At 55.0% G+C, this 22423-nt stretch carries 22 protein-coding genes; 8 read left to right on the top strand and 14 right to left on the bottom strand.

Translation table 11 applies throughout. The features are described 5' to 3' along the window. Positions 1-5 precede the first annotated feature (5 nt). From LG297_RS00370 to LG297_RS00360, 3 genes are all read right to left on the bottom strand, one after another. Positions 6-1274 (bottom strand): TRAP transporter large permease, encoded by a 1269-nt coding sequence (locus LG297_RS00370; RefSeq protein ID WP_404424027.1) that lies wholly within the window; start codon positions 1272-1274, stop codon positions 6-8. Further along, positions 1271-1753, bottom strand: a complete 483-nt coding sequence (locus LG297_RS00365) for a TRAP transporter small permease (RefSeq protein ID WP_404424025.1) — start codon at positions 1751-1753, stop codon at positions 1271-1273. The genes LG297_RS00370 and LG297_RS00365 overlap by 4 nt, the downstream gene beginning before the upstream one ends. Positions 1754-1883: 130 nt before the next feature. Then, positions 1884-2909 carry a DctP family TRAP transporter solute-binding subunit gene (locus tag LG297_RS00360; RefSeq protein ID WP_404424023.1) on the bottom strand — a complete coding sequence of 342 codons (1026 nt, stop codon included), beginning with the start codon at positions 2907-2909 and terminating at the stop codon, positions 1884-1886. Positions 2910-3290: 381 nt separating this feature from the next. Here LG297_RS00360 and LG297_RS00355 point away from each other — a divergent pair, with 381 nt between their 5' ends. The 4 genes from LG297_RS00355 to LG297_RS00340 all read left to right on the top strand — a co-directional run bounded on the left by LG297_RS00355 (position 3291) and on the right by LG297_RS00340 (position 7589). Beyond that, positions 3291-4025 (top strand): Crp/Fnr family transcriptional regulator, encoded by a 735-nt coding sequence (locus tag LG297_RS00355; RefSeq protein ID WP_404424021.1) that lies wholly within the window; start codon positions 3291-3293, stop codon positions 4023-4025. Next, positions 4009-5385 carry an adenylate/guanylate cyclase domain-containing protein gene (locus LG297_RS00350; RefSeq protein WP_404424019.1) on the top strand — a complete coding sequence of 459 codons (1377 nt, stop codon included), beginning with the start codon at positions 4009-4011 and terminating at the stop codon, positions 5383-5385. Before LG297_RS00355 ends, LG297_RS00350 begins: the two co-directional genes overlap by 17 nt. A gap of 98 nt (positions 5386-5483) precedes the next feature. Further along, positions 5484-5972, top strand: coding sequence for a flagellar assembly protein FliW (gene fliW, locus LG297_RS00345; RefSeq protein WP_404424017.1), 489 nt, complete (start codon positions 5484-5486; stop codon positions 5970-5972). 141 nt (positions 5973-6113) lie between these two features. Then, on the top strand, positions 6114-7589 hold the full coding sequence (locus tag LG297_RS00340; RefSeq protein ID WP_404424015.1) for a DUF4139 domain-containing protein: 1476 nt from the start codon (positions 6114-6116) through the stop codon (positions 7587-7589). Between the two features lie 14 nt (positions 7590-7603). Here the strand turns inward: LG297_RS00340 and LG297_RS00335 are convergent, their stop codons facing one another. After that, the gene (locus LG297_RS00335) at positions 7604-8215 is read right to left on the bottom strand and encodes a hypothetical protein (RefSeq protein WP_404424013.1); all 612 of its coding nucleotides are present in this window, start codon (positions 8213-8215) and stop codon (positions 7604-7606) included. A 183-nt stretch (positions 8216-8398) separates the two neighbouring features. On the opposite strand from LG297_RS00335, the gene LG297_RS00330 reads away from it, so the two are divergent. Together LG297_RS00330 and LG297_RS00325 are read left to right on the top strand one after the other, a co-directional pair. Further along, the gene (locus LG297_RS00330; protein WP_404424011.1) at positions 8399-8974 is read left to right on the top strand and encodes a hypothetical protein; all 576 of its coding nucleotides are present in this window, start codon (positions 8399-8401) and stop codon (positions 8972-8974) included. Positions 8975-9018: 44 nt separating this feature from the next. Then, positions 9019-9975 carry a 2-hydroxyacid dehydrogenase gene (locus LG297_RS00325; RefSeq protein ID WP_404424009.1) on the top strand — a complete coding sequence of 319 codons (957 nt, stop codon included), beginning with the start codon at positions 9019-9021 and terminating at the stop codon, positions 9973-9975. Between the two features lie 46 nt (positions 9976-10021). Here the strand turns inward: LG297_RS00325 and LG297_RS00320 are convergent, their stop codons facing one another. Continuing rightward, positions 10022-12532: a PAS-domain containing protein gene (locus tag LG297_RS00320; protein WP_404424007.1), complete on the bottom strand. Its 2511-nt coding sequence runs from the start codon at positions 12530-12532 to the stop codon at positions 10022-10024. 275 nt (positions 12533-12807) lie between these two features. Between LG297_RS00320 and LG297_RS00315 the strand changes: the two genes are divergently transcribed. Continuing rightward, the gene (locus LG297_RS00315) at positions 12808-14055 is read left to right on the top strand and encodes an HD domain-containing protein (protein WP_404424005.1); all 1248 of its coding nucleotides are present in this window, start codon (positions 12808-12810) and stop codon (positions 14053-14055) included. Positions 14056-14101: 46 nt separating this feature from the next. Here the strand turns inward: LG297_RS00315 and LG297_RS00310 are convergent, their stop codons facing one another. Both LG297_RS00310 and LG297_RS00305 read right to left on the bottom strand, forming a co-directional pair. Next, positions 14102-14431, bottom strand: a complete 330-nt coding sequence (locus tag LG297_RS00310) for a DHCW motif cupin fold protein (RefSeq protein WP_404424003.1) — start codon at positions 14429-14431, stop codon at positions 14102-14104. A 160-nt stretch (positions 14432-14591) separates the two neighbouring features. Continuing rightward, positions 14592-15095, bottom strand: coding sequence for a hypothetical protein (locus LG297_RS00305; RefSeq protein WP_404424001.1), 504 nt, complete (start codon positions 15093-15095; stop codon positions 14592-14594). A 296-nt stretch (positions 15096-15391) separates the two neighbouring features. Here LG297_RS00305 and LG297_RS00300 point away from each other — a divergent pair, with 296 nt between their 5' ends. Next, positions 15392-16354: a hypothetical protein gene (locus tag LG297_RS00300; RefSeq protein ID WP_404423999.1), complete on the top strand. Its 963-nt coding sequence runs from the start codon at positions 15392-15394 to the stop codon at positions 16352-16354. 21 nt (positions 16355-16375) lie between these two features. Here LG297_RS00300 and LG297_RS00295 read toward each other — a convergent pair whose 3' ends face one another. The 7 genes from LG297_RS00295 to LG297_RS00265 all read right to left on the bottom strand — a co-directional run bounded on the left by LG297_RS00295 (position 16376) and on the right by LG297_RS00265 (position 22408). Further along, positions 16376-16744, bottom strand: a complete 369-nt coding sequence (locus tag LG297_RS00295) for a 5-carboxymethyl-2-hydroxymuconate Delta-isomerase (protein WP_404423997.1) — start codon at positions 16742-16744, stop codon at positions 16376-16378. 111 nt (positions 16745-16855) lie between these two features. Further along, positions 16856-18151, bottom strand: coding sequence for an adenosylhomocysteinase (gene ahcY / locus LG297_RS00290; RefSeq protein ID WP_062949660.1), 1296 nt, complete (start codon positions 18149-18151; stop codon positions 16856-16858). Positions 18152-18397: 246 nt separating this feature from the next. After that, positions 18398-20194, bottom strand: a complete 1797-nt coding sequence (gene ptsP, locus LG297_RS00285; protein WP_404423994.1) for a phosphoenolpyruvate--protein phosphotransferase — start codon at positions 20192-20194, stop codon at positions 18398-18400. Positions 20195-20274: 80 nt separating this feature from the next. Continuing rightward, positions 20275-20550, bottom strand: coding sequence for an HPr family phosphocarrier protein (locus tag LG297_RS00280; RefSeq protein ID WP_404423992.1), 276 nt, complete (start codon positions 20548-20550; stop codon positions 20275-20277). Between the two features lie 38 nt (positions 20551-20588). Beyond that, positions 20589-20993 (bottom strand): PTS sugar transporter subunit IIA, encoded by a 405-nt coding sequence (locus tag LG297_RS00275; protein WP_114094089.1) that lies wholly within the window; start codon positions 20991-20993, stop codon positions 20589-20591. 18 nt (positions 20994-21011) lie between these two features. Then, positions 21012-21932, bottom strand: coding sequence for an RNase adapter RapZ (gene rapZ, locus LG297_RS00270; RefSeq protein ID WP_404423989.1), 921 nt, complete (start codon positions 21930-21932; stop codon positions 21012-21014). Further along, positions 21929-22408 carry an HPr kinase/phosphorylase gene (locus tag LG297_RS00265; protein ID WP_404423987.1) on the bottom strand — a complete coding sequence of 160 codons (480 nt, stop codon included), beginning with the start codon at positions 22406-22408 and terminating at the stop codon, positions 21929-21931. The genes rapZ and LG297_RS00265 overlap by 4 nt, the downstream gene beginning before the upstream one ends. Between the last annotated feature and the right edge of the window lie 15 nt (positions 22409-22423).

The raw sequence follows: 22423 nt of genomic DNA, 5'->3' as shown, positions 1-22423 counted from the left end.
AAATCCTAAAATCCGAACAGATTGGGCATGAAGGTGACGAGTTGCGGCACAAAGGTGATCACCAGCAGAACCACCAGTTCCACCAGGAACAAAGGCATGATCGATTTGATCATCCGGGCCATACCGACATTCGCGACCCCGTCGGCAACGAACAGGCACAATCCCATCGGCGGCGTGATCAGGCCGATCATCAGGTTAAAGATCACGACGATGCCGAAATGGGTCGGGTCAATGCCAAGGCTGATCGCAATCGGATGCAGGATCGGCACCAGAACCAGCATCGCAGCGATACCTTCAAGCACCAGACCAACACCAAGCAGCATCACGTTGATCAGAATCAGGAACATGGCCGGACTATCGACATAGCCCAGAACGAACGAACTCAGGGCCTGCGGAATACCTGCAAAAGTCATGAACCAGTTTGCCGCGGCAACCGTGCCCATAATGATCAGGATGCTGGATGAATCGCGCATCGAACTGGCAAAGATGCCCGGCAATTCCGACGGTTTGAGTTCACGAAACACGAACAATCCGACAATCAGTGCATAAAATACTGCAAAGCTTGCTGCCTCGGTCGGAGTAACAATCCCGGCCAGAATCGAGCCGATAACAAAAATCGGCATGAAAACCGGCACAAGACCATTCCAGAGCGCACGCAGCTTTTCACGGAAGCTCATTCGATCACGCGGTATGGCATACTTGTTGGCGAAAACACGCACATAAATCGAAAGTGCCGCCGCCAGCAAAATGCCCGGAACAATCCCCGCCAGGAACAATGCCGGAACCGAAACATTGGTTGTGATCAGCGCATAAATGATCACGGGAATACTGGGTGGAATAATCGGGCCGATCACCGAGGATGCTGCGGTCAGGGCCGCAGCAAAATCACGCGGGTAACCTTCCTTTTCCATCGACGGAATGAAAATACGCCCCAAAGCGGATGTATCGGCCACAGCCGACCCCGAAAGACCGGCAAAAATCACCGAAGACCAGATATTGACTTGTGCCAAACCTGCCTTTGCATGACCGACCAGCGCGTTGGCAAGATTGATAACACGTGCTGTAATCCCGCTGGCATTCATCAATTCACCGGCAAGAACAAAAAGCGGAATTGCCAGAATGGTAAAACTGTCGAGCCCGGCAAAAATACGCTGGGGCAACAGATCAATGCCAAAAGTCGCACCGCTAATATAAATCGCAATCGCCAGTGCAATGGCAAAAGCCACCGGCGCACCGATCGCAAGCAATGCCAAAAGGCCAAAACCTGTGATCATGCTTCATACTCCGGACGATTCTTATTCATAAGACGGGCCAGTCGGAACAGGGCTGCCAGAACCAGGCAAATGCCCCCGACCGTCATGGCGATCTGCGCCCAATACATCGGAATACCAAGGCCGGACGCCAGAATGCCGCCGCGCTTTTCCGCAAAAATCAGCCCGGCATAGGCAAGAATACCACCGAGGATCAGCGTCGACAGGTCGACAACAATGGAAAGCCGGGCACGCATCTGCGCGGACAAAAGGTCTGTTACCAGCGAAAAATTGATCTGCTTGTCCTGCAGATAGGCATAGGCAATGCCAAACATGCAGCCGTAAATCATGGCATATTTGGCGACTTCCTCGCTCCATTGCAGGGGCGCAGAGAAGGCATAACGGCTGACACTGCCGGCAAAAACAACACCGAAAACAACGAGGATACTGATCCCCGAAAGTCCGGCAAGCAGATGGCGAAAGGCTGTCTCTGCTCGATGCATGGGTTACCCCCAGAGTGATCGCGGGAAAATCGGCTGCCCGGTGGGCAAGACGCTATTCATAAAAAGGACAGGCCGGGGGCAAAGGAGGGATCAAGCATAAACGGCGTCCCACCCGGCCTGCCAAAGCCGGTTACATGGAGGTTTCAGCGTCGCTAACGGCGCTTTTCAGCTTTTCGATCCATTGTGCATCGATTTCGCCTGACAGCCATTCAATCACCGCTGGCTGTGCCGCATCACGGAAAGCGGCAAGCTGTTCAGCGGTCGGCGTGGTTACTTCCATGCCAGCCTCGGCCAGCTTGGCGACACCCTCGGCCGAATTGAACTGCTGAACGGCGCGCCCGACATTGGCGGCAATTCCGGCCGCACGACGCAGCAATGCCTTATCTCCGTCAGACAGACCGCTATAGATATCTTCGTTTATCAGGATGAAATCCGTGCCATAGACGTGACGATCCAGCGTCAGGTATTTCTGCATTTCATAGAATTTGTTGGCATAGATCACGCTGATCGGGTTTTCCTGCCCGTCAACCGTACCGGTCGTCAGCGCAGTCGGAACTTCCGGCCACGGGATCGGGGTCGGGTCGCCGCCCAGTGCCTTGACCATTTCCACATAAAGCGGAACGGTCATGACACGGATTTTCAGACCTTCCATATCCTTCGGCTCGGCAACCGTGCGCTTGGAGTTGGTGAAGTTGCGGAAACCCGTCTCGCCATAAGCCAAGGTACGCAACCCGGTTTTTTCAAGACAATGCGCGGCCAGTTCCTTGCCAAAGTCCCCATCCAGAACTTTCCATGCCACATTGGCGTTCGGGAACATGTAGGGTACGTCAAGAACAGCTGCCTCTGGGCAAACCTGAGAGAACGGGCCCGATACCATCGACATCGCCAGCGTACCGTCCTGGGTATTCTGGATCAGATCGGTTTCACCACCGAGCGAACCGGCCGGAAACAGTTCGACCGCAATGCGGCCTGCGGATTCCGCTTCGACAATGTTTTTGAAAACCTGCGTGGCCGCCCCTTTTTTCGAGGTGGTCCATTCCGCCGGATCAACATGAGCAAAATTCAAAGTAATGTCCGCAGCCTGTGCGGGAACGGCGAAAGAAGCAGTTGCAAACGATACAGCACCCAGCAGTGCACTTTTGAAGACGAATTTCATTTTTTCCTCCCGAATGAAAACAATCCCGATGGCCGATCTTTATTCATGGTCTTCTGAACCGGCCCGATCTCGGAATAGGGAGAATTTAAAAAATATAGGATATTTTGTCAAATATTCTAGAATTTTTATAATTTGCAACACCTTGACCATCCCTTTTTTCTGATCCGGTCCTTGAATGCGTTGGTTTCGGCATTGGAAGCTATCCTTGATCTTCCATGACAAAAAAGCAGGTCCCTCCACCGCGTTCAAATGCCATCCCCCTGCCGCAACAACAGAAAACACTGTAAAACACTTGCGATGAAACCGGTGTTTCATGCTACTTTGACGCAGCAATGCATCGATTCGATGATCGAAACGACGCCCTTTTCAAAAGTGATTTCAGTGAACAGCGTTACCGATACCGCAACACCCCAACTGGCCAAAATTGCCTCACGCATTCTTGCAGGCAGCTTTCTGTTCGAGGATCTTGATCCCGAACTGCTTGCCCAGCTTTCAAATCAGGCAAGTGTGCGACGGATGGATGATGGTGAGCTTCTGTTTGAAAAAGGCGCCCCGGCCGACGGTCTTTATGCTGTCGAGGCAGGGAAAATTCGCATCTCGACTGTATCCGATAGTGGCAAGGAAATCGTTCTGAACGTGCTGGCACCCGGCGCGGTATTTGGCGAGATCGCGCTTCTGGATGGTGAGCCGCGCACGGCAACCGCGCGTGCTGTCGGTCCGACACGCCTTCTGTTCATTTCACGCGATGATTTCTTTGAAATATTTGACCGCGAGGCACCGCTTCGCCGTCATATCACGGCCCTTTTATGCCGTCGGTTGCGATGGGTCAGCGACCTTCTGGAAGATGCCAATTTCCTTGATCTGACCGGGCGCCTCGTCAAACGTCTTTTGTGGTTGGCCGAACGCCATGGCGGCCCGGACCCTGAAGGCATTCGCATTGCCCTGCCATTGTCGCAGCAGGAACTGGGCCTGATGCTGGGTGTCACGCGTGAGGCCGTGAACAAAAAGCTGCGTGACCTTGAAAAACGCGACCTGATCACGCGCCGTGATGGCCGTCTGGTCATCCGCGACAAGGACGGCCTGAAGAACCTTCTTGCCGATGCAATCAAGAGCTGATCCACCCCCCAGTACCCTGTTCGACCGGCTGGTCGCCCGCGAGGAGCAGCGTGGCCTGATCCTTGTTGCGTTTTTACGCATCTGTATGCTGATCTTCATCCTGCTGCTGTTTTCCAAACCGGATTCCCCGACGGGCGAACTTTATTCGCTGCTCGAAGTTCTCGGCTGGTTCATTCCCGGTGTGCTGATCCAGCTTTTCGTTGCCTTTCGCGGCAGAAAATGGCGCTGGCTTCTTTACATTCTGGCGGTCGTTGACGCCGCATTGATCGTTTATGTGTCTGTCGTTCCCGATCCGTTGAACCCGCTGACAGATCATCCTGCATGGCTATACAGCTTTGTGGTTCGTGATCGTGGTGTTGTGTTTTCGATGATCATGATGGCGTTGGTCATCATGACATTCTCGCCGCGGCTGATTCTTTGGTTCGGCTTCTGGCTTTTCATCGCCTGGAGCACGAGCATCGTCTGGCTGATGACCCGTCCCGGCGTGATCATATCGCAGCATTTCGGCGATGACTGGACCCCGACCCAGAACGAAATCATAACGACCTATAATCTGCCGGAATTTATCGATATTTCCGCATTGGCCGAACAGGTCGTGATTGTCGTGGTCTTCACGCTTGCCTGTGCGGTAATGGTTTCGCGATTGCGCGTCCTGATCAATCAGTTCGCCGCGGCCGAACGGGCACACGGCAATCTGGCACGTTATTTTCCCGCAGCCCTTGCCGATCAGTTGGCGGATCGCGACGAACCCGTACGAATCGGGGCACGGCGCGAATGCGTGATCCTGTTTGCCGATATTATCGGCTTTTCAAGCTACGCCGAAAAACGTGATCCGCAGGATGTGATGCGGCTGTTAAACCAGTTTCACCAGATCATGACGACGCAGATCGGGGCCTATGGCGGGATTGTCGAAAAATATATCGGCGATGCCGTCATGGCGAGTTTCGGTGCATTTGACGACATGCATTGCCCGGCGGCAAATGCCCTTTCGGCTGCGCAATCGATGGTCACTCATGTTCGCGACTGGCAAAACAGCGACCTTGCGGACAGTATAACGCCGCTTCAAATCGGCATTGGTCTTAATTTCGGCCCGGCGGTTGTAGGTGATATCGGTGAAGGTGAAGCCGTGACACCCGCCGTAATCGGGGCCAGCGTCAATCTTGCCGCACGTCTTGAACGTGCGACCAGAACCCTTGATACCGACATCATCATCAGTGACAGTTTCGCTCGCAAACTGCGCACGGAAACCGCATCGGCAGGGGCAGCCTTGCTGCGCAGCTTTACAAAACAGGATGCCATTCGCGTCAAGGGTTTCAGTCAGCCGGTCCCGGTTCATTTTCAACCCCGGTCCGCCAACTGACGAAATCGACAGTTGGCATGCGCCAAACCCTTGAATTCCGGTGAAACCGGTCCAAAATGCCTTTTACTTGCCAATGCATAAGAATAAGGGAGGAAGGTATGGCGGATTCCGTAACACCGCAGCCACCAGAAGCGAACAGCGTGCCGACTTCTGTTACGATCCGGACTTTGTTCGGAGACAAGGAATTCCTGTGGGACAAGGCAATCTATTTTCCGACGGGGATCAAAGGTTTTCCAGATCATAATGTCTTTGCGCTCGCCAATTTTCCGGGCGAAAGCAACAATACCTTTATCCTGATGCAAAGCCTGACAGAGCCGGAACTGGCCTTCATCGTTGCCCCCTACAATATGGAAAGCAACAGCATCAAGCCCGAACATCTGACCCAGGCTTTTACCATTCACGGCATCAAAAAAGATGACGGTGCCGTATTGCTGATTGTGACCCTGCACAAACCCGATGACGGTGGCGAGACCAGCATGTCAGTCAATCTGCGCGCACCAATCATTATCGATACGTCCCGTCAGGCCGCCTACCAGCATCTTCTGCCCGATACGAGTTATTCCTACCACCAGACGCTGGGCGCATAACCTTTTGGTACGTCCATTTCAGGAAGAATCTGTTTTTTCATGACAGTCCTTCCGTTACCTTGATACGTCCTTGATCCTGCCATTTTTTCGCGTAAAGGTCGTTGCAGAACAATACGCAACAAGCGATACAAGGGATTCGACATGTCACCAGAAATGCGCAACCGTTTTGCCATGGCCACGCTCCTAAGCGCGGCCCTTTTTGTTGGCCCGGTCATAGAACCGGCATCCGCCCAGTCCAGCGACGAAAAAGCGGAAGAAACCGTCACGCTTTCGGGTGAAAACCGCAGCAAAATGCAGTTAACCGTTTATCCCGGCAATCTTGGCATGATTGCCGAGCAACGAAACGGAACGATCCCCAAAGGGACAAAAACGCTTCGGATCGAAGACCTGCCGCAAACCATCATGGACGATACGTTTCTGATGGGCGCACAGAACGATGCCAACCTTGTCTGGCATTCCCTGCGCAACACCGCCAATGGTCCGGCAACCATGTATCGTCTGCTCCAGGATCAGGTCGGCAAAGCCATCACCATCCGGCGCAAGGATGGTGAACTGGTCGAAGGCACCTTGCTGTCAATCGATGGCGGTGCACTGGTTCGCACACTTGATGGCGTTGAACAGGTCCCGGTCGAAAAGATTATTATCGCCGACCTGCCCGGTGACTTCGCCACCAGTCCGGCAATTGAAGCTACCATCGGATCCGATATCGCACTTGATCATATTTCGCTGGCCTACCTTCTGGGCGGTGTTTCATGGCAAACGGCCTATGTCGGGCAATATGACAGCACCCAGAATGTGCTGAACCTCTCGGCAATGGCACGTGTTACCAACCAGACAGGGACCACGCTGGAGAATGCGCAGTTGCGTCTGGTGGCGGGCGATCCCAACCGGGTTACTCACACCCCGATGGCGAAGGCTGCCCGCGGTGAAATGATGATGTCGGCCATGGCCGACGGCGCACCGGGTGGTGAAGTTCCGGACCGTGAAACCATGGAAAATCTGCATGTCTATGGTCCGTTCGACGGCCTTTCGATGCGCAATGGCGATGTCGTGATGATGCCGCTGATCGCATCCCAATCCCTGCCCGCGAACCGCAAGGTGATTTTTAACGGCAGCGCCAATCTTTATTATGCCGGTCAAAGTGACGTGTCCGAATTTGTCCGTCCCGACCTTGAAATCGAAATTGAAAACGATGGTGGTCCGGACGAAAAAAGCCCTTGGCCCGCAGGAACCGTGCGCGTCTTTGGCCAATCGCAAAGTGGCGTGACCGGCTTCCTTGGTGAAGACAATCTGTCTTTAACCCCGGTCGGGCGCAAGGCAACCATCCGCTTGGGTCAGGCCAGCAACATTTCCGGCATACGCAAGGTCACGGCCTTTGAACGCAAGGCACGTCCGAACCTGCCCGATGAAATTACCGCCAACATGGAATGGTCGATCACCAATAGCGGCGAACGTACCGAAACCGTCACCATCCGTGAAAATGTCCCGGCCGACTGGATTGTGACCGGCGAAGATCACAAGCACAGCAAACCGCAGCCCGACCTGATCGTCTGGACGATAGAGGTTCCGGCTGGCAAGGAAGTCAATCTGGGCTGGTCAGTGAAAAGCACCCGCTAACGAGCCCGGTGCATTCATCCGGTCTGGTTGCCGTCGTAAAAGGCCTTCGCCAGCGGCAGCAGCAGGACCGGATCTGGCCTTTCACCGGTGATGCCGCAAAGCTCGGTATAAAGACAGATCAGTTTCGCCAGCAGGATAAATGCCTGCTGGTTTTTCTTTCCGGCGAATATTGCAAGATTGGCAAGTGCCTCGGCGCAAACTTCGCGTGCTGTGTCAAAACAGGACGCACCACGCAGTGCAAGGACAAGCGCACCTTGCGAATAGCCGAGATCAAGGCGGGCGTTTTCGTTCTGACCGGATGGTAATCCCGCCAGCCGGTCGCGACGCAACTCAACCGCCTGCCGGGCGGCATCGACCGCTTCCCCCCATTGCTGTCCGTCAATTTCCAGTGCCGCCCGATTGTTCAGGCTGTGCGCCAGCCCGGCACGTGCCGCATCCGGGGCGGTTTGCAAATGAGCGGCAAACAGATGGTCCGCCTCGTCAAAAAGGGTAAGGGCTGTCAGGCGTTCGGATTTATCAAGTGCGGTTGCCATTTCAAGATAAAGCCGCGCCAGCGTCAGCGAGCCGGGCTCCGTCGCCTGCAGGAATGAAAGACGGGGCAGATATCCGGCAATTTTGTCCGACATGTCTTTTCCCTGCTTTGCCAGAATGTCACCGCGATCACACGACAGATGTTAGACGGGAAAGCACCCCGTCTTGTGAAGCAGGGGCAATCGGGGATAAGCTGCAATCCGGCCTTCGCGGCCACGCCCCGACACCGGACTGCCGCCCATTTATCTGACCCATTTTGTGTGAAACGACTGCCACCCATGACCATGTCGACTGAAACCCTGCGCGCTCTTTACGGAACCTGGCGCATTGCACGTGGCGATGCCAAAGGCCTTGCCTTCTTTGAATATTCAAACGAAGCCTTCTGGCGATCCTTTTTCGCCGCGGTTATCGTGTTTCCGGCCTTTGCGCTATTGCGCTGGCATGATCTCGACACGGTTCCCGACGATTTCCCGGTTGGCCGCTACATGCTTGCGGAAACCATTGCCTATGTCATGAAATGGTTCGCATTCCCACTTTTGATGCTGCATGTCACGCCGATGATTGGTCGGTCCAACCACTATGTGGCATTTATTACCGTCTATAACTGGTCAAGCGTGCTGCAAATGGGGGTCTATTTGCTGGCGCTGTTTCTGGGTGTGATCTTCCCGATGCTCGGTGCAGGCGGGTTTGTTCTGGTGGCGGTTATCGCAATGCTGATTTACGGGGTTTACATTGCGAAACTGACACTGGCGATCCCGATTGCCACGGCAAGTGCCATTGTTGCAGCCGATTTCCTGTTGTCATTGACCATCACGACAATCGGCATTCGTCTCGCACTTGGCCAGCTATTCTGACACAATCAACAAACAAGTCTTAAAATTCAGGGAGACGCATCAGAATGAAACCGGTTCTCGCCATCACCAGACGCTTGCCGGAAGCTGTCGAAAAACGCGCACGCGAAAGTTATGATCTGCGCATGCAGGACGGCGATGATCCGCTGTCACGCGATCAGATTCTTGACCTCTGCAAAGACGCAAATGCCGCCCTGGTTTCGGTTGGCGATCCGATTGATGCGGCCTTTTTTGCAGCCCTACCCCAAAAGGTCGGCATCATTGCCACCTTTTCGGTGGGCACCGACCATATTGATCTGGCCGCGGCCAAGGCCAACGGTTTCGTCATTGGCAATACCCCCGGGGTTCTGACCGATGCAACGGCGGATATTGCGTGGCTTCTGATTCTGGGTGCTGCCCGCCGCGCCAGCGAGGGTGAGGCCGAAGTGCGCAATGCAACATGGTCAAGCTGGCGTCCGACCCATCTGATGGGTACACAGGTCACCGGCAAAAAGCTTGGCATTATCGGTATGGGCCGGATCGGACAGGCCGTTGCCAAACGCGCACGCGGTTTTGATATGGAAGTCCACTATTTCAATCGCCGCCAACTCCCCAAAGAACAGGAGTTTGGCGCGACCTATCATGCATCCATCGATGACCTTCTGCCCCATTGCGATTTCCTGTCGCTGCATTGCCCATCGACACCGGAAACACGCGGCATGGTCAATCGTGATTTCATCGCCAAACTGCCCAACGGGGCCATCATTGTAAACACGGCGCGCGGCGATATCGTTAATGACAAGGACCTGATCTCTGCCCTTAAATCGGGCAAGCTGACGGCTGCCGGTCTTGATGTCTTTGCCGGAGAGCCGAATATCGAACCGGCCTATCGCGATCTGCCCAATACGTTCCTGTTGCCCCACTTGGGATCGGCAACGGTCGAAACCCGCAATGCGATGGGTTTCCGGGCACTCGATAACATCGATGCCTTCATTCAGGGCAGAGATGTGCCGTTTAAAGTGTGATCAAGAAATGTTCCGACAAACAAAAGGCGCCTGATCGGGCGCCTTTTTATTCCAGATCGCTTTCTTCGCCTGCGGGCAGGATGCAGGAAATCTCATGACCATCCCGGCTGACCTTGACCCGGCCACCATGGATTTCGACCACCGCACGCACCATCGCCATGCCAAGTGCCCGCCGTGCAGATGGCGATTCGCCCTCGCGCAATCCTTCAAACAGCATCGGCTGCGGCGCTTCGTCGGACAGTGAAATGCTGATATCGATATCCTCACCCCGACGACGTGCAACGACGGAAACCTCACTGCCCTCGGGGGCGGTACGAAGCACGTTGGTCACAAGAATGAACAATGCCTGCTTCAAACGGCGCTCATCAGCAATCATCCAGCCGATATTGCGCGAACAATAAAGCCGCAGCGAAACGTTAAGTTCCGCCAGGCGTGCCCGCGTCAGCGCCTCGAGCGAACGCAACAACCGCCTGGGGTCAACCGTATCAAGTTCAAGTGCGACCTGCCCTGACCCAAGTGTTGCCAGATCGCGCATGTCATCAACCAACGCCAGCATGCTTTGTGCCTCGGCCCGGATGGTTTCAACGGACTGCGCAACATTGCCCTGCAAATGCGGAATCAGACGATCCGCCTCGCCATTGATGTGATCAAGTGGTCTCGTCAATTCACGCGATACGGTCGAAATGAAGTCGGACTTCATCTGGTCGGCGGTGCGTAATGCCTCGTTGCGTTCACGAAGCGCACGTTCGACCCGGATCGTGTCGGTCACATCGATATAGGACATCATCACCGCCCCGTCAGGCAACGGCACGATCGCAAAATCGATGATGCTGTTATCGGCACGCTCCAACCTTCCGCTCATTGGTTCATGATTGGTGATACGCGCGACCATCCGGCTTTTAAATTTGTCCCAGTCGTCGCGATCATGCCAGTATTCGCGCGCTTCCTCGACCACTTCGCTGATATGCGGCGCGCCCGAAAGGAAACTGTCCTCTAGGCCCCAGACATCCGCAAAACCGTGGTTGTAAAGCCGCAGCCTTCCATCGCCGCTGATCACACCGACCGCTTCATGCAGGTTTTCAAGCGTCTCGCGCTGAACCGCAATCAGCGTGTTGTAACTACTTTCAAGAACCAGCTTGTCGGTCACATCCTCGTAGGCGAACATCAGCCCGCCAAACGGGTGCGGCGAAATAAAGCGACGCAATGTCATGCCGTTTGGCAGATGCATCAAATCTTCTTCAGGTTTCAGAAGATCGGTGAAGCGCTGGTTTTCGATATTGCGGAACTGGGTGAAGTCGGTGACTTCGGGCAGTTTGCGTTCATCGCGCATCCGGCGCAGCACATCATCAAGCGACGGCTCTGCCCATAGCCAGTCCTCCTCCATATCCCAAAGCTTGGTGAAGGCCGTGTTAAAGAAGATAAGCCGCTTGTCCCCGCCGTAAATCGCGATTGCGGTTCCAAGATTCTCCAACACCTCGGCATGTGCGCGAATATGTCGCGACAGATCAGATTGCAGTTCTTCAATTGCAGTGCAATCAATCGCAAAGCCGATCAGACCGTCAAGGTCTTCGGGCGTTTGCGACGGACATTCGGTAATCCGCAGAAGCTTGCGGTCGCCCTTGATCACAATGTGATAATCGCGTGTCATGGTTTCGCTGTTGCGCAATGCCGATGCTGCAAGCGACTTGCCGTGATCGGGGATCACGCCCGCGCCAAGCTCCGCCTGTTTGGCAAGTGCATCACTGACTGTCGGAAGCTCTACCGCCGCCGCATAGGCCGCATTGCAATCAATCAGGCGCAAATCGCCATCACGCCGCCACACCGGGAAAGGCAGACTGTCGATCAAAAGCCTTAGTCCGCTGACCTCGTGTTTAAGGGCAGTAAAATCACCAAACTGGCTTTCGCGTTCGCGGGTATGACGGGTTTCATCGCGGAACCACAAAGCATGGGCCAGAACCGGCGAATTGCGGTCCTTGCGGGCCATCGCCCCGGTCACATGGAATTTGCGTTCATCAACCGCAGTTACCCAAAGTTCAAATCGTTCGTGGGTCGATTTCAGGTTTCGGACACGCTCCTTGAGTGCCTTGGCGTCATCATCGCGCAACTGGTCAAGCACATCGGGAAAACGCCCATCCTTGCCAAGCTGAAACGCACGCTTAAGCGACGGGCTGGCACCCTCCGCAAAACCGGCCTGGCTCCAGTAATAAACCGGGTCCGGTCCAGCAAAAAACAGATGGGTAAATTGTTCGGTTGAATCCGCAAGTTCGGATTCGTGATCTTCCGCCTCTTCAAGATGGCGGCGCATGCGCAGCGATAATCGCCAGCCGATTCCCCCGGCAATTGCCGCGCCGCCAATCGCGGCCAGCCCGACAACAAGCCAGTCCCGGTCGCTCAGATCTGCCAGACCACCAAATATCGAGGTCCCGGCGGGTTGCGTCGCCGCATCGGGTAGGGCATCGGCAGCACTGCCAACACGGAACTTTTCCTGCGCATGCAGGTCGGCTGCGATGAAAAGCGATGTCAGGCCATAGCATCCCCACTGCCACAGTCTGGACAAACCAAACCTGTTTGATCCCCCCTTGCAGGAACCAATTGGTTCTTTTCCCCGTCGATGATCGGATGCAGGCCGTGTCACGTGTTGTTAACCGTTTGTGTTTATGAGCTATTATTATGGTGAAAACGTCTGGCTTTTACCACTGTTTCACGACGTTTTCCCAATACCCGGTCGAACGCCCGTGATCGCAGGAAAAACCGCGATGACATATACCCCAAATCGGGCTATGTCTGCGCTATTGTCGAAACAACAGCTATAACGATCTCGTCATTTCAAAAATGAGTCCCAAACCGCAGCTAGACCTTTTTACGCCGCGCGTGGCCGCCAGACCGGTCGCGTCCCAAAAGGAGTCTGCCGCGGCCAAACCGGCGGGACCGGAAATGCGCGATCTGTTCGACACCAATTTCAGCGCCGATGACATCGCAGAATGGGAACTGCTGTTTCGCGATGCCCCGCAATATAACTATCATTTCAAACGTTCTCAGATCGCATCGGCCTTTGACCGACCGCTGCATAAAAAGCTGATCGCGTCACACGCGTTTGAACGGTTGCGCGAAATTTCGTTCCTTGGTGCCATCGATTACCTGTTCCACCCCAACGGACGCCCGGCCAATATCCGCCATTCCCGATACGACCACACGATTGGTGTTGCCCTGCTGTCGCAACAATATTGCCGCCTGATGGGCCTTTCGGAAGCCGACCGTGATCTTCTGGGGGCTGCCGCCCTGTTGCATGATATTGGCCATGGTCCGTTTTCGCATACACTGGAGCCGGAATTTGCCCGGCGTTTCAACCTGAACCATCACCAGTTGACCGAAAAGATCATCACCGGCGAAGTTCAGCTTGATCTTTCGGTCAATCATTTACTGGTGAAACATGACGTCGATCCGGCCGAAGTTATCGCCCTTCTGTCAAAAACATCGTCCCATCCTCATGCCAGCCTGCTATCGGGTCCGGTCAATATCGACACGCTGGAAGGTATCAGCCGCACCAAGACCTATGTCCATCCGAACTATGTTCATTGCCATCCCCGCCTGCTGCTTGAAGCAGCGGTAAAGCTTGATGAAGACGCCCTGAAACGGCTTGATAAATTCTGGCAGCTTAAAGAAGACATTTATCGCAACTTCATTTTCGGCCCGATGTGCTTTGCCACGGATCATCTATGTCGCGAATTTGTTGTGAAAAATGCGCCGGATTTTGCCGCTAACGATTTCCTGCTGACTGAAAAGGCCTTCCTGCAACGCCACCCGGCTTTCAAGAAATTCCTGTTCAGCCTGAAAAACCGGATCGAGCTTGACGGTGTTGCCGAGGTCGTCGACCCTGAAATCAGCGCTGCTGCCGCAATCCTGGACCAAACCACGACCAAGGTGCCCAAGCGCGAGTTTCACATCAACACCGACGCCGAAGTCAAAAGCTTTGCCGATCTTGGAAAACGCTATTACGAGGAAAAGAACTCGTTTCTCCGCCGTGTCGGCAACCTGACAGACCCGGCACAACAGGCTGCTGCAGCAAGCCTGTTTGACTGAAAATCGTCTGGCGTCTGTTATAAACCGGACTGCCGGATATGCAATTTCAGTCAACAACGAACAATGTCGCACCGGCCTCTGTCGATGAACGGTGCGCTTCTGCGTTATCGGCCACCTGATAGCTCATACCGGGCTTCAGGGTGAAAAATCGTCCATCTTCAAGTTCGGTAACCAATTCACCCTCAAGGCACAGCAGGATATGGCCCTTCTTGCACCAATGATCGGCAAGATAGCCCGGCGTATAAGTCACCATCCGCACCCGGATCGGGCCGAATTGCTGTGTGCGCCAGTATGCCATGCCGGTATCGCCGGAATGTTCGGTTGGCGTGATCGATGACCAGTCGGTCGTCCCGAACGGCAGATTGGAAATGTCCATTGGGGGGCGTCTTTCAACGGAATTCATGAGGCGAATATCACCCGGGACCGGACAATATGGCAATGAGGCTATCGCGTTACCTGTCTGAACGTCAACACATGCCACCAACGAAGAAGCCCGGCACTCAGGCCGGGCACTCTTCAGGTACAGACAGGCGAACTCACCGGTTTTCCAACCCGTTTTCTTCACGCTGTTTGCGGATTTCATCTGCCTTTTCGTTAATCATCTCGCGCAGCTCGCCAAGCCCGGCGCGCTCGGCGGTGATGATCTGCTCGCACTCGGCTTTGCTGACATAACCGTTGGGATGTTCCCCATCCCATTCAAGTACGTCCTCAATCGTAGTGCCGAGTTCGTCGACATCCCCGAACGCGTAGCCGTTCAGTGGCCTGCCGACCGTTTCGTTCAGAGACGCAAACAGGGCCGGGTCCTGATCGGGGGCCAGATCGGGTTTGCAGCCCAAAAGCATACGATAGCGCAACTGCCCGGTATAGAACCAGAACACTGCATCGTCGCGTTCACCCTCGTTAAACAGTTTGGCTGCCAGAATGTAATAGGCCGATGGATGACGGTTTTCGATCCCGTCGCGCAAAGCATCCGGGGCCATATCCTTCATCACCTCGGGCGACGTTGTATCAGGCGATTGGGCAAAGGCAGGCAGTGCCATCAGGCCAAGCAGTGGAACGGCAAGCAGGGTGCGATGAAAATTTTTGATCGGACTTCTCCGTAATCTGTCGTGATTTCCAATCGGGAAGGTAAGCGAACAGTACCGTTGAATGCTTCAGCCAACGGCGCGGCGCCCCGATAAACGTTATCTGGTAAAATAGTTATGCGCCTTTAAGGCCGTTTTATCGGCAAGTGATGGCAATTATGTGCCCGCCCCCACATTCGGACGGGGCTCCGCACCTTTGCCCATAAACCCGGTTTTAATCTTTCGGCTTTAGGTCGATACTGGATTTATCAGTGACTTCAATCGGAACCGTTTCCATCTTGTTGCCAGATACCATCGCAAGCAATCAGGCCTATACCGCCGCCCGACTGGACGAGATGCGCAGCGCGCTGGCCAATCAGCTGCATGGTAGCGCCTTTTGCGTGGTCGTGACCGGCTCATTCGGACGGCACGAAGCATCCGAACAATCCGATCTGGATTACTTCATCATCGGTCGTGAAGTCGACCGTGACCTGGCCCCCCATCTTGACGTTTCCGAAATCCTTGGTTCCATGGTCACCCAAAAGGCGGCCGTTAACGGCCCGTTTTCATCCTATGTCCCGGCCGAGGAACTGGTGAACCGCATCGGGCTTGACGGCGATACCAACTCGATCACAACCCGCCGCCTGCTGTTTTTGCTGGAATGTGAATGGCTTTATAACGAGGTCGGCAAACGGGCCTTCTTTGATGAATTGATTGCCAACTACGTCACCGAAACGGTTACACGCGAATCCATCGCACGTTTTCTGGTCAATGACGTGATCCGTTATTACCGCACCATCAGTGTCGATTTCGAAATCAAAACCCGCGAAGGCGACGCCAGCAAGGCATGGGCGCCCAGACGCCTAAAACTCGTCTTTTCGCGAAAGATGCTTTATTTCGGTGGTATTATCGCGGCCGCAGAAACCGCCGATCGGGATTATGTCGGCAAACGTGCCAAACTGTCGGAACTTTTACAGCTTCCGCCCATCACGCGCGTACAGACTGTCTTTGGTGATAAAAGCCTTCCCGCACTTGAACTCTATGACCGGTTTCTGCGCGAACTTAGCGACCCGGACGTTCGCAAACGACTGGAAAAAGTCGGCCCGAATGACCGCAGTGATGCGGAACTCCGTTCCCTGTTGGATGCCGGCAAGCAGTTTTCGCGCGAGCTGATCAAACTGATGAATGATCGTTACGGCCCCGATCACCCGATCCATGAAGCCCTTTTGATGTAATCTGCCAACCCAATCGGGCAGTCAGGCGTTTGTCACATGCTTGTGGTAATTGGCCCGGTCCAGATCGTGTACTTCGACAGTAAACTGCACATCGAAATTCCCGACCAGATTTTCCAGATGCGCCCGCACGGTTTCAAGTGCGATGGCACCAACGGAATGTTTGACCTTGTCCGAGCGCCCCGACAACAGGCGCACATCAAGATGCACCATGCCATGCTTTGGCCCGCCATCGGCAATCACGACATTTTCAAGTGGCGATAAACGTGTTTTGAAACTGTCAAGATCGGCATCGGCTGCCTTGGCTATTTCACGATGCAGGCTGATCGCCAATCCACGAAGCATCTCGGCGATTGGCAAATTGGCGGAATATTCGATTTCAAGCTGGGGCATGGCTTGCTTCCCTGTTGTGGTGTTCTCTTTCTTACCCGAACACGTCTTCGCGACACACAAAAAAGCCGGTCCGAATGAACGGACCGGCTCTGATGCAAAACGCGATTGCGCTTAGTAGCGGTAATGATCCGGCTTGAACGGACCAGCCTGCGGCACGCCGATATATTCGGCCTGTTCGCTGGAAAGTTTGGTCAGTTTCACGCCAAGACGGTCAAGATGCAGGGCTGCAACTTTCTCGTCGAGGTGTTTCGGCAGAACATAAACCTTGTTTTCGTAGTTGGCGTGGTTTTTCCAAAGTTCGATCTGGGCCAGCACCTGGTTGGTGAAGGATGCCGACATCACGAAGCTCGGATGACCGGTTGCGCAACCAAGGTTGACCAGACGGCCTTCGGCCAGAACGATCAAACGCTTGCCATCCGGGAATTCGACTTCGTCGACTTGCGGCTTGACGTTGTCCCACTTGTAGTTACGCAGCGAACCGATCTGGATTTCGGAATCGAAGTGACCGATGTTGCAAACGATTGCGCGGTCTTTCATCGCACGCATATGGTCCAGCGTGATGATATCGATATTGCCCGTCGTGGTGACAAAGATGTCGCCAACCGGTGCAGCGTCTTCCATGGTGGTGACTTCGTAACCTTCCATTGCGGCCTGAAGCGCGCAGATCGGGTCGATTTCGGTCACAAGAACACGGGCACCCTGGCTGCGCAGCGAAGCAGCCGAACCTTTGCCAACATCACCAAAACCGGCAACCACACCGATCTTACCGGCAACCATGACGTCGGTTGCGCGTTTGATGCCATCAACAAGCGACTCACGGCAGCCATACAGGTTGTCGAATTTCGACTTGGTGACAGAGTCATTGACGTTGATCGCCGGAACCTTGAGCGTGCCTTTTTTCGCCATTTCATACAGGCGGTGCACACCGGTGGTGGTTTCTTCGGAAAGACCTTTGATGTCTTCAAGAAGTTCCGGATACTTGTCGTGGATCAGCTGGGTAACATCGCCGCCGTCATCCAGGATCAGGTTCGGTTTCCAGCCGTTCGGGCCGGTGATGGTCTGCTCGATACACCACCAGAATTCTTCCTCGGTCTCGCCCTTCCAGGCAAAGACTGGAACACCGGTTGCCGCAATCGCCGCGGCAGCCTGATCCTGGGTCGAGAAGATGTTGCACGACGACCAGCGAACTTCTGCACCAAGTGCTGTCAGGGTTTCGATCAGAACCGCAGTCTGAATGGTCATATGCAGGCAACCGACGATGCGCGCGCCGGCAAGCGGCTTGGCCGCGCCATATTCTTCACGCAGCGCCATCAGGCCCGGCATCTCGGTTTCGGCAATCGCGATTTCCTTGCGGCCCCATGCGGCCAGCGAGATGTCTGCGACCTTGCAATCGGTAAAGTTCGACATGTCGTCTCCAATCAAACAAAAACAGCGCAACTGCCGACCTGATAAGTCCTGCAGATACGCCCGAAAATTCCTGTGCGACGGTTTGCCCGTTCGCGATGAAAAAGATATAAAGATTTCTTTATATGGATTTCAAGTCTTTTCTTCGACGAATTTTCAATGCCAGAAAAATATGCATAGCCATACAGCGCTCACATCGCGCGGATATGCTCCATAACCAATTGATTTATATCAGATCATGACCGCCAATCAGGCAAGATCGTTGAAATCGTCCAGCATCATGGCAATGCGTGCTGAATCCCACTGCTCCATCACGCGGGCCGCCTGATGTTCGGAATTGCGGGTATCGAGGCGGCGCAGGCGCTGCTTGACCGGCAAAAGACTGACCGGTGACATCGACAGGTTACGCAGGCCAAAGCCGATGAAAAGCGGGGTATAGCGTGGATCACCGGCCATTTCGCCGCACACGCTGATCGGAATGTCGCGTTCGCGCGATGTCTTGATTACATCGCGGATCAGACGCAACACGGACGGATGCAGCGGATCATAAAGCCCTGCCACCTGATCGTCGGTGCGATCAATCGCCAGGGTATATTGCGTCAGATCATTGGTGCCAATGGCAAAGAAATCGCTTTCACGTGCCAATGCATCAATCGCAAGGGCGGCAGCCGGTATTTCGATCATCGCACCCAGCGGCGGCAGTATATCGGGGATGGCATGACCATCCTTGCGCAGACGCCTTGCAACGGCTTCGTAAATCTGGCGCGCCCGGCTCATTTCATGAACGCTGACCACCATCGGGATCAGAACCCGGATCGGCCCGTGCAGCGATGCGCGCAGGATGGCCGCCATCTGTACTTCGAGAAGTTCGGGTTTGCGCAGTGACAGACGAATGCCGCGCAACCCCAGTGCCGGATTCGGGCCGGAACCGATTTCCGCCTGCAACGAAACGGCAAGCTTTTCCCCTCCGATATCAAGGGTGCGGATCGTGACCGGTTTGCCTTCCATCCGGGTCACGATATCGGCCAACTCGGCATATTGTTCGTCTTCGTCCGGCAGATAATTTTTGTTCATGAACATGAACTCACTGCGCAAAAGCCCGATACCAGTCGCCCCGTTTTCCAGGGCAGCGGCTAGTTCGATAGGCAGTTCGATATTGGCATGCAGGTCGATATCAACCCCATCGCGGGTGGCAGATGGCACATCGCGCAGACTGGCCAGTTTGGCGCGTGCCGCCCGCCAGTCTTCGCGGCGCTGGGTATAATGGGCCAGATCATCCTCGGTCGGACGCAGGATGACTTCACCCCGCCCGCCGTCGACAATGATCAGGTCGCCGCCCGAAACCCCACGAATGATATCTGCAGCCCCCAGAACGGCCGGAATGCCAAGCGACCGGGCCATGATGGCGGTGTGCCCCTCCGCCCCGCCAAGGGCGGTGACGAAGGCCGAAAGCTGCCCGGATTGCAGGCGCGCCATATCTGCCGGGCTGACTTCCTCGGCAATCAGGATGGCGCCTTTGGGGGCAGTTTCAAATGCCCGGTCGGTTTCCCCGATCAGGCAGCGCATCAGGCGCAGCCCAACCTCGCGAATGTCTGACGCGCGGGCGGCGATATATCGGTCATCAATGCCGGAAAACTGGTTGGCGATTGCGTCGATCACTTCGCTGACCGCATGCACCGCATTCATGTTGCGCGTCTTGATCAGGTCCTCTGCCCCGCGCACAAGGCGTGACTGGGTCAGCATATGCACATAGGCATCCAGCAAAAAACCGAGTTCCTCGGACGCAGCCCCGCCCACATTGGCCGACTGCGATTTCAGGCGTTTAAGCTGTTCGATGCTTTCCGCAACGCCCTTGTGCAGGCGGTCGGTTTCGGTCGGGATGGCGGTTGCATCGATGCGCGCCCGACTGACATCGACATATTGCCGGTCCATGACAAAAGCCCGACCGATAACAATCCCGCCCGATGCCCCGAGCCCCGTGATCACACGGCGGCCAGTCGGCGATTGGTCATCAATTGTGGTCTGGTCTTTTGGTGGAACTTGCAAGCGTGATCTGCTGCCAACTCGTTCTTGTTGTTTCCCGAAAATCAGGTCCCCGTCCGTGCGGGGTTCCTATTCAGTCTTCTTCATTCTTCGTGGAACTTGGCATCGACAAGTTCGTTAAGGGCATCAATCGCCCTTTTGGCGTCGGGCCCGGCTGCCTCGATCTCGATTTCCGTGCCGGTCGATGCCGCAAGCATCATCAGCCCCATGATCGAGACGCCCGAGACCTCGGTGCCACGATTGCGCACCATGATCCGGGATTCGAATTCACCGGCAAGTTTAACAAATTTTGCGGCCGCGCGCGCGTGCAATCCGCGCTGATTGCTGATGGTTACGATCCGCTTTTCCGTCTGCGCCATATGTGTCCCCGCCTTGGTCCGGCCTTCTTTATTGTTGTTTATTCTTCGCCGCTTAACAGGCGCGACGCCACATTGATATATTTCCGGCCCGCTTCCTGCGCTGCATTGACCGTTTCGGCCAGCGTGCCATCGATGCGCACCGATGCCAGTTTGATCAACAAAGGTAAATTAACCCCTGCAATAACTTCGACATTGGCCTGTTCCATGATGGAAATCGCCAGGTTCGACGGCGTGCCGCCAAACATGTCAGTCAGCAGCACAACGCCCTTGCCATCATCGACAGCCTCGACACTCGCAAGGATGTCGGCACGGCGTTGTTCCATGTCATCGTCCGGCCCGATGCAGACGGCAGCGATATTTTCCTGTTCGCCGACAACATGCTGCAAGGCCGATACGAATTCCTTAGCGAGATCGCCATGGGTGACGAGCACCATCCCGATCATGCAGTTTTCTCCATCAATTCACTCCCCCGGTTTTGGTTCATCTGGCTTGTCACGATGGCTGAGATGAACATCATATCCCAGACCGGCAATCCAGTCGTTTAGCATGCGCGCGATATAAACGGAACGATGCTGGCCGCCCGTACAACCGATCGCGATAGTCAGATAGCTTTTCCCTTCCTGCGCATAGCGGGGCAGAACCGGGCCGATCAGGGCTTTTAAACGGTCCATGAAACCGGCGAAATCCTGATCCTTTTCGATATAGTCGCCAACCCGCTTATCAAGCCCGGTCAGCAGACGAAGCTCGGGATCATAATGCGGGTTGCTCAGAAAACGAACGTCAAAAACAAGATCGGCTTCACCGGGCACCCCCTGACGGAACGAAAAGCTTTTGACAAAGATCGCCATCGCATCCTTTTCGCCAATGGCAAACTGGTCCTGAAGGATCTTGCGAAGCTCGGCCGCCTTAAGCCGTGAGGTATCGATAATCATGTCTGCCGTAGCGGCAATCGGCGCCATCAGGCGTTTTTCATGCTCGATCGCATCAACAAGGGGCCGGTCATGGGTCAACGGATGGGGTCGTCTGGTTTCGGTAAAACGACGCTGCAAAACCCCGGTTTCCGCATCGACAAACACCACCATCGGATTAACGCCGGGCTGCTTGCGAAGGTCGCTGACAATATCGACAAACTGGTCCACACCAAAATCGCGCGTGCGGATATCAAGTCCGATGGCGAGCGGCTGATCAAGGTCCGTACCGCCACCCAATAACGCCGGCAACAACCGCAACGGCAGGTTATCGACCGCATCGAACCCGAAATCCTCGAATATTTTAAGTGATGTGGTTCGTCCGGCACCGGAAACACCGGTTACCAGTACAAGCCGCGTGTCCCCGGTTTGGTCGCCCGGCTGCTTCGGGGTTATTGCATCTGCATCGGTCATGTTTCGATCTGCATCTCACCTGTTGCCAGGGCCAAGGCTACTTCAATCTTGGCGTCGACGGCCATATCGAACGGCCAGATTTTCCAGGACGGAATCGAAATACCACAAAACGTTTCCAACTGCGGGTCCGGCATCCGCTCGATCCCGGCGGGATCGGCCACCAGATCGAACAGAACACGGACATCGCCTGCCGCCTGATGAGCAAGCCCGCGGACGATACCAATCCCGCGCACTTCGCACAATCGCGCAATCTGTGCCGGAGCGGTTGCGATCAGCTTTCCCCCGCTTGCCACAAGATCGGTTCTGTCATCGGAAACAAGTCGCCCGCCAGCCCGTATCAGCCGCAGGGCAAGGTTGGATTTGCCGCTGCCCGATGGCCCGCGCAACAGGATCGCATAAGGGCCGAGCGCAACACAATTTGCATGGATTTGTGTCATATCGGGCAAAACGATGCGCGGATGATCCGGGCTTGTCAAACGTGAAACATCCCG

The sequence above is a fragment of the Thalassospira australica genome, assembly GCF_044790785.1.
In the GTDB taxonomy this organism is placed as follows: domain Bacteria; phylum Pseudomonadota; class Alphaproteobacteria; order Rhodospirillales; family Thalassospiraceae; genus Thalassospira; species Thalassospira australica_A.
The sequence above is the reverse complement of the archived record's forward strand: the minus strand, read 5'-3'. Positions and strand labels throughout refer to the sequence as shown.

What these genes read in the sequence shown, in the direction of transcription:
- LG297_RS00365 (WP_404424025.1), bottom strand. Translation starts at nt 1,753, where the DNA reads ATGCATCGAGCAGAGACAGCCTTTCGCCATCTGCTTGCCGGACTTTCG.
- LG297_RS00305 (WP_404424001.1), bottom strand. Translation starts at nt 15,095, where the DNA reads ATGGCACTGCCTGCCTTTGCCCAATCGCCTGATACAACGTCGCCCGAG.
- rapZ (WP_404423989.1), bottom strand. Translation starts at nt 21,932, where the DNA reads ATGACCGATGCAGATGCAATAACCCCGAAGCAGCCGGGCGACCAAACC.
- LG297_RS00275 (WP_114094089.1), bottom strand. Translation starts at nt 20,993, where the DNA reads ATGATCGGGATGGTGCTCGTCACCCATGGCGATCTCGCTAAGGAATTC.
- LG297_RS00350 (WP_404424019.1), top strand. Translation starts at nt 4,009, where the DNA reads ATGCAATCAAGAGCTGATCCACCCCCCAGTACCCTGTTCGACCGGCTG.
- LG297_RS00310 (WP_404424003.1), bottom strand. Translation starts at nt 14,431, where the DNA reads ATGGACATTTCCAATCTGCCGTTCGGGACGACCGACTGGTCATCGATC.
- LG297_RS00335 (WP_404424013.1), bottom strand. Translation starts at nt 8,215, where the DNA reads ATGTCGGACAAAATTGCCGGATATCTGCCCCGTCTTTCATTCCTGCAG.
- LG297_RS00325 (WP_404424009.1), top strand. Translation starts at nt 9,019, where the DNA reads ATGAAACCGGTTCTCGCCATCACCAGACGCTTGCCGGAAGCTGTCGAA.
- LG297_RS00280 (WP_404423992.1), bottom strand. Translation starts at nt 20,550, where the DNA reads ATGGCGCAGACGGAAAAGCGGATCGTAACCATCAGCAATCAGCGCGGA.
- LG297_RS00330 (WP_404424011.1), top strand. Translation starts at nt 8,399, where the DNA reads ATGACCATGTCGACTGAAACCCTGCGCGCTCTTTACGGAACCTGGCGC.
- fliW (WP_404424017.1), top strand. Translation starts at nt 5,484, where the DNA reads ATGGCGGATTCCGTAACACCGCAGCCACCAGAAGCGAACAGCGTGCCG.
- LG297_RS00360 (WP_404424023.1), bottom strand. Translation starts at nt 2,909, where the DNA reads ATGAAATTCGTCTTCAAAAGTGCACTGCTGGGTGCTGTATCGTTTGCA.
- LG297_RS00340 (WP_404424015.1), top strand. Translation starts at nt 6,114, where the DNA reads ATGTCACCAGAAATGCGCAACCGTTTTGCCATGGCCACGCTCCTAAGC.
- LG297_RS00370 (WP_404424027.1), bottom strand. Translation starts at nt 1,274, where the DNA reads ATGATCACAGGTTTTGGCCTTTTGGCATTGCTTGCGATCGGTGCGCCG.
- LG297_RS00315 (WP_404424005.1), top strand. Translation starts at nt 12,808, where the DNA reads ATGAGTCCCAAACCGCAGCTAGACCTTTTTACGCCGCGCGTGGCCGCC.
- LG297_RS00295 (WP_404423997.1), bottom strand. Translation starts at nt 16,744, where the DNA reads ATGCCCCAGCTTGAAATCGAATATTCCGCCAATTTGCCAATCGCCGAG.
- ahcY (WP_062949660.1), bottom strand. Translation starts at nt 18,151, where the DNA reads ATGTCGAACTTTACCGATTGCAAGGTCGCAGACATCTCGCTGGCCGCA.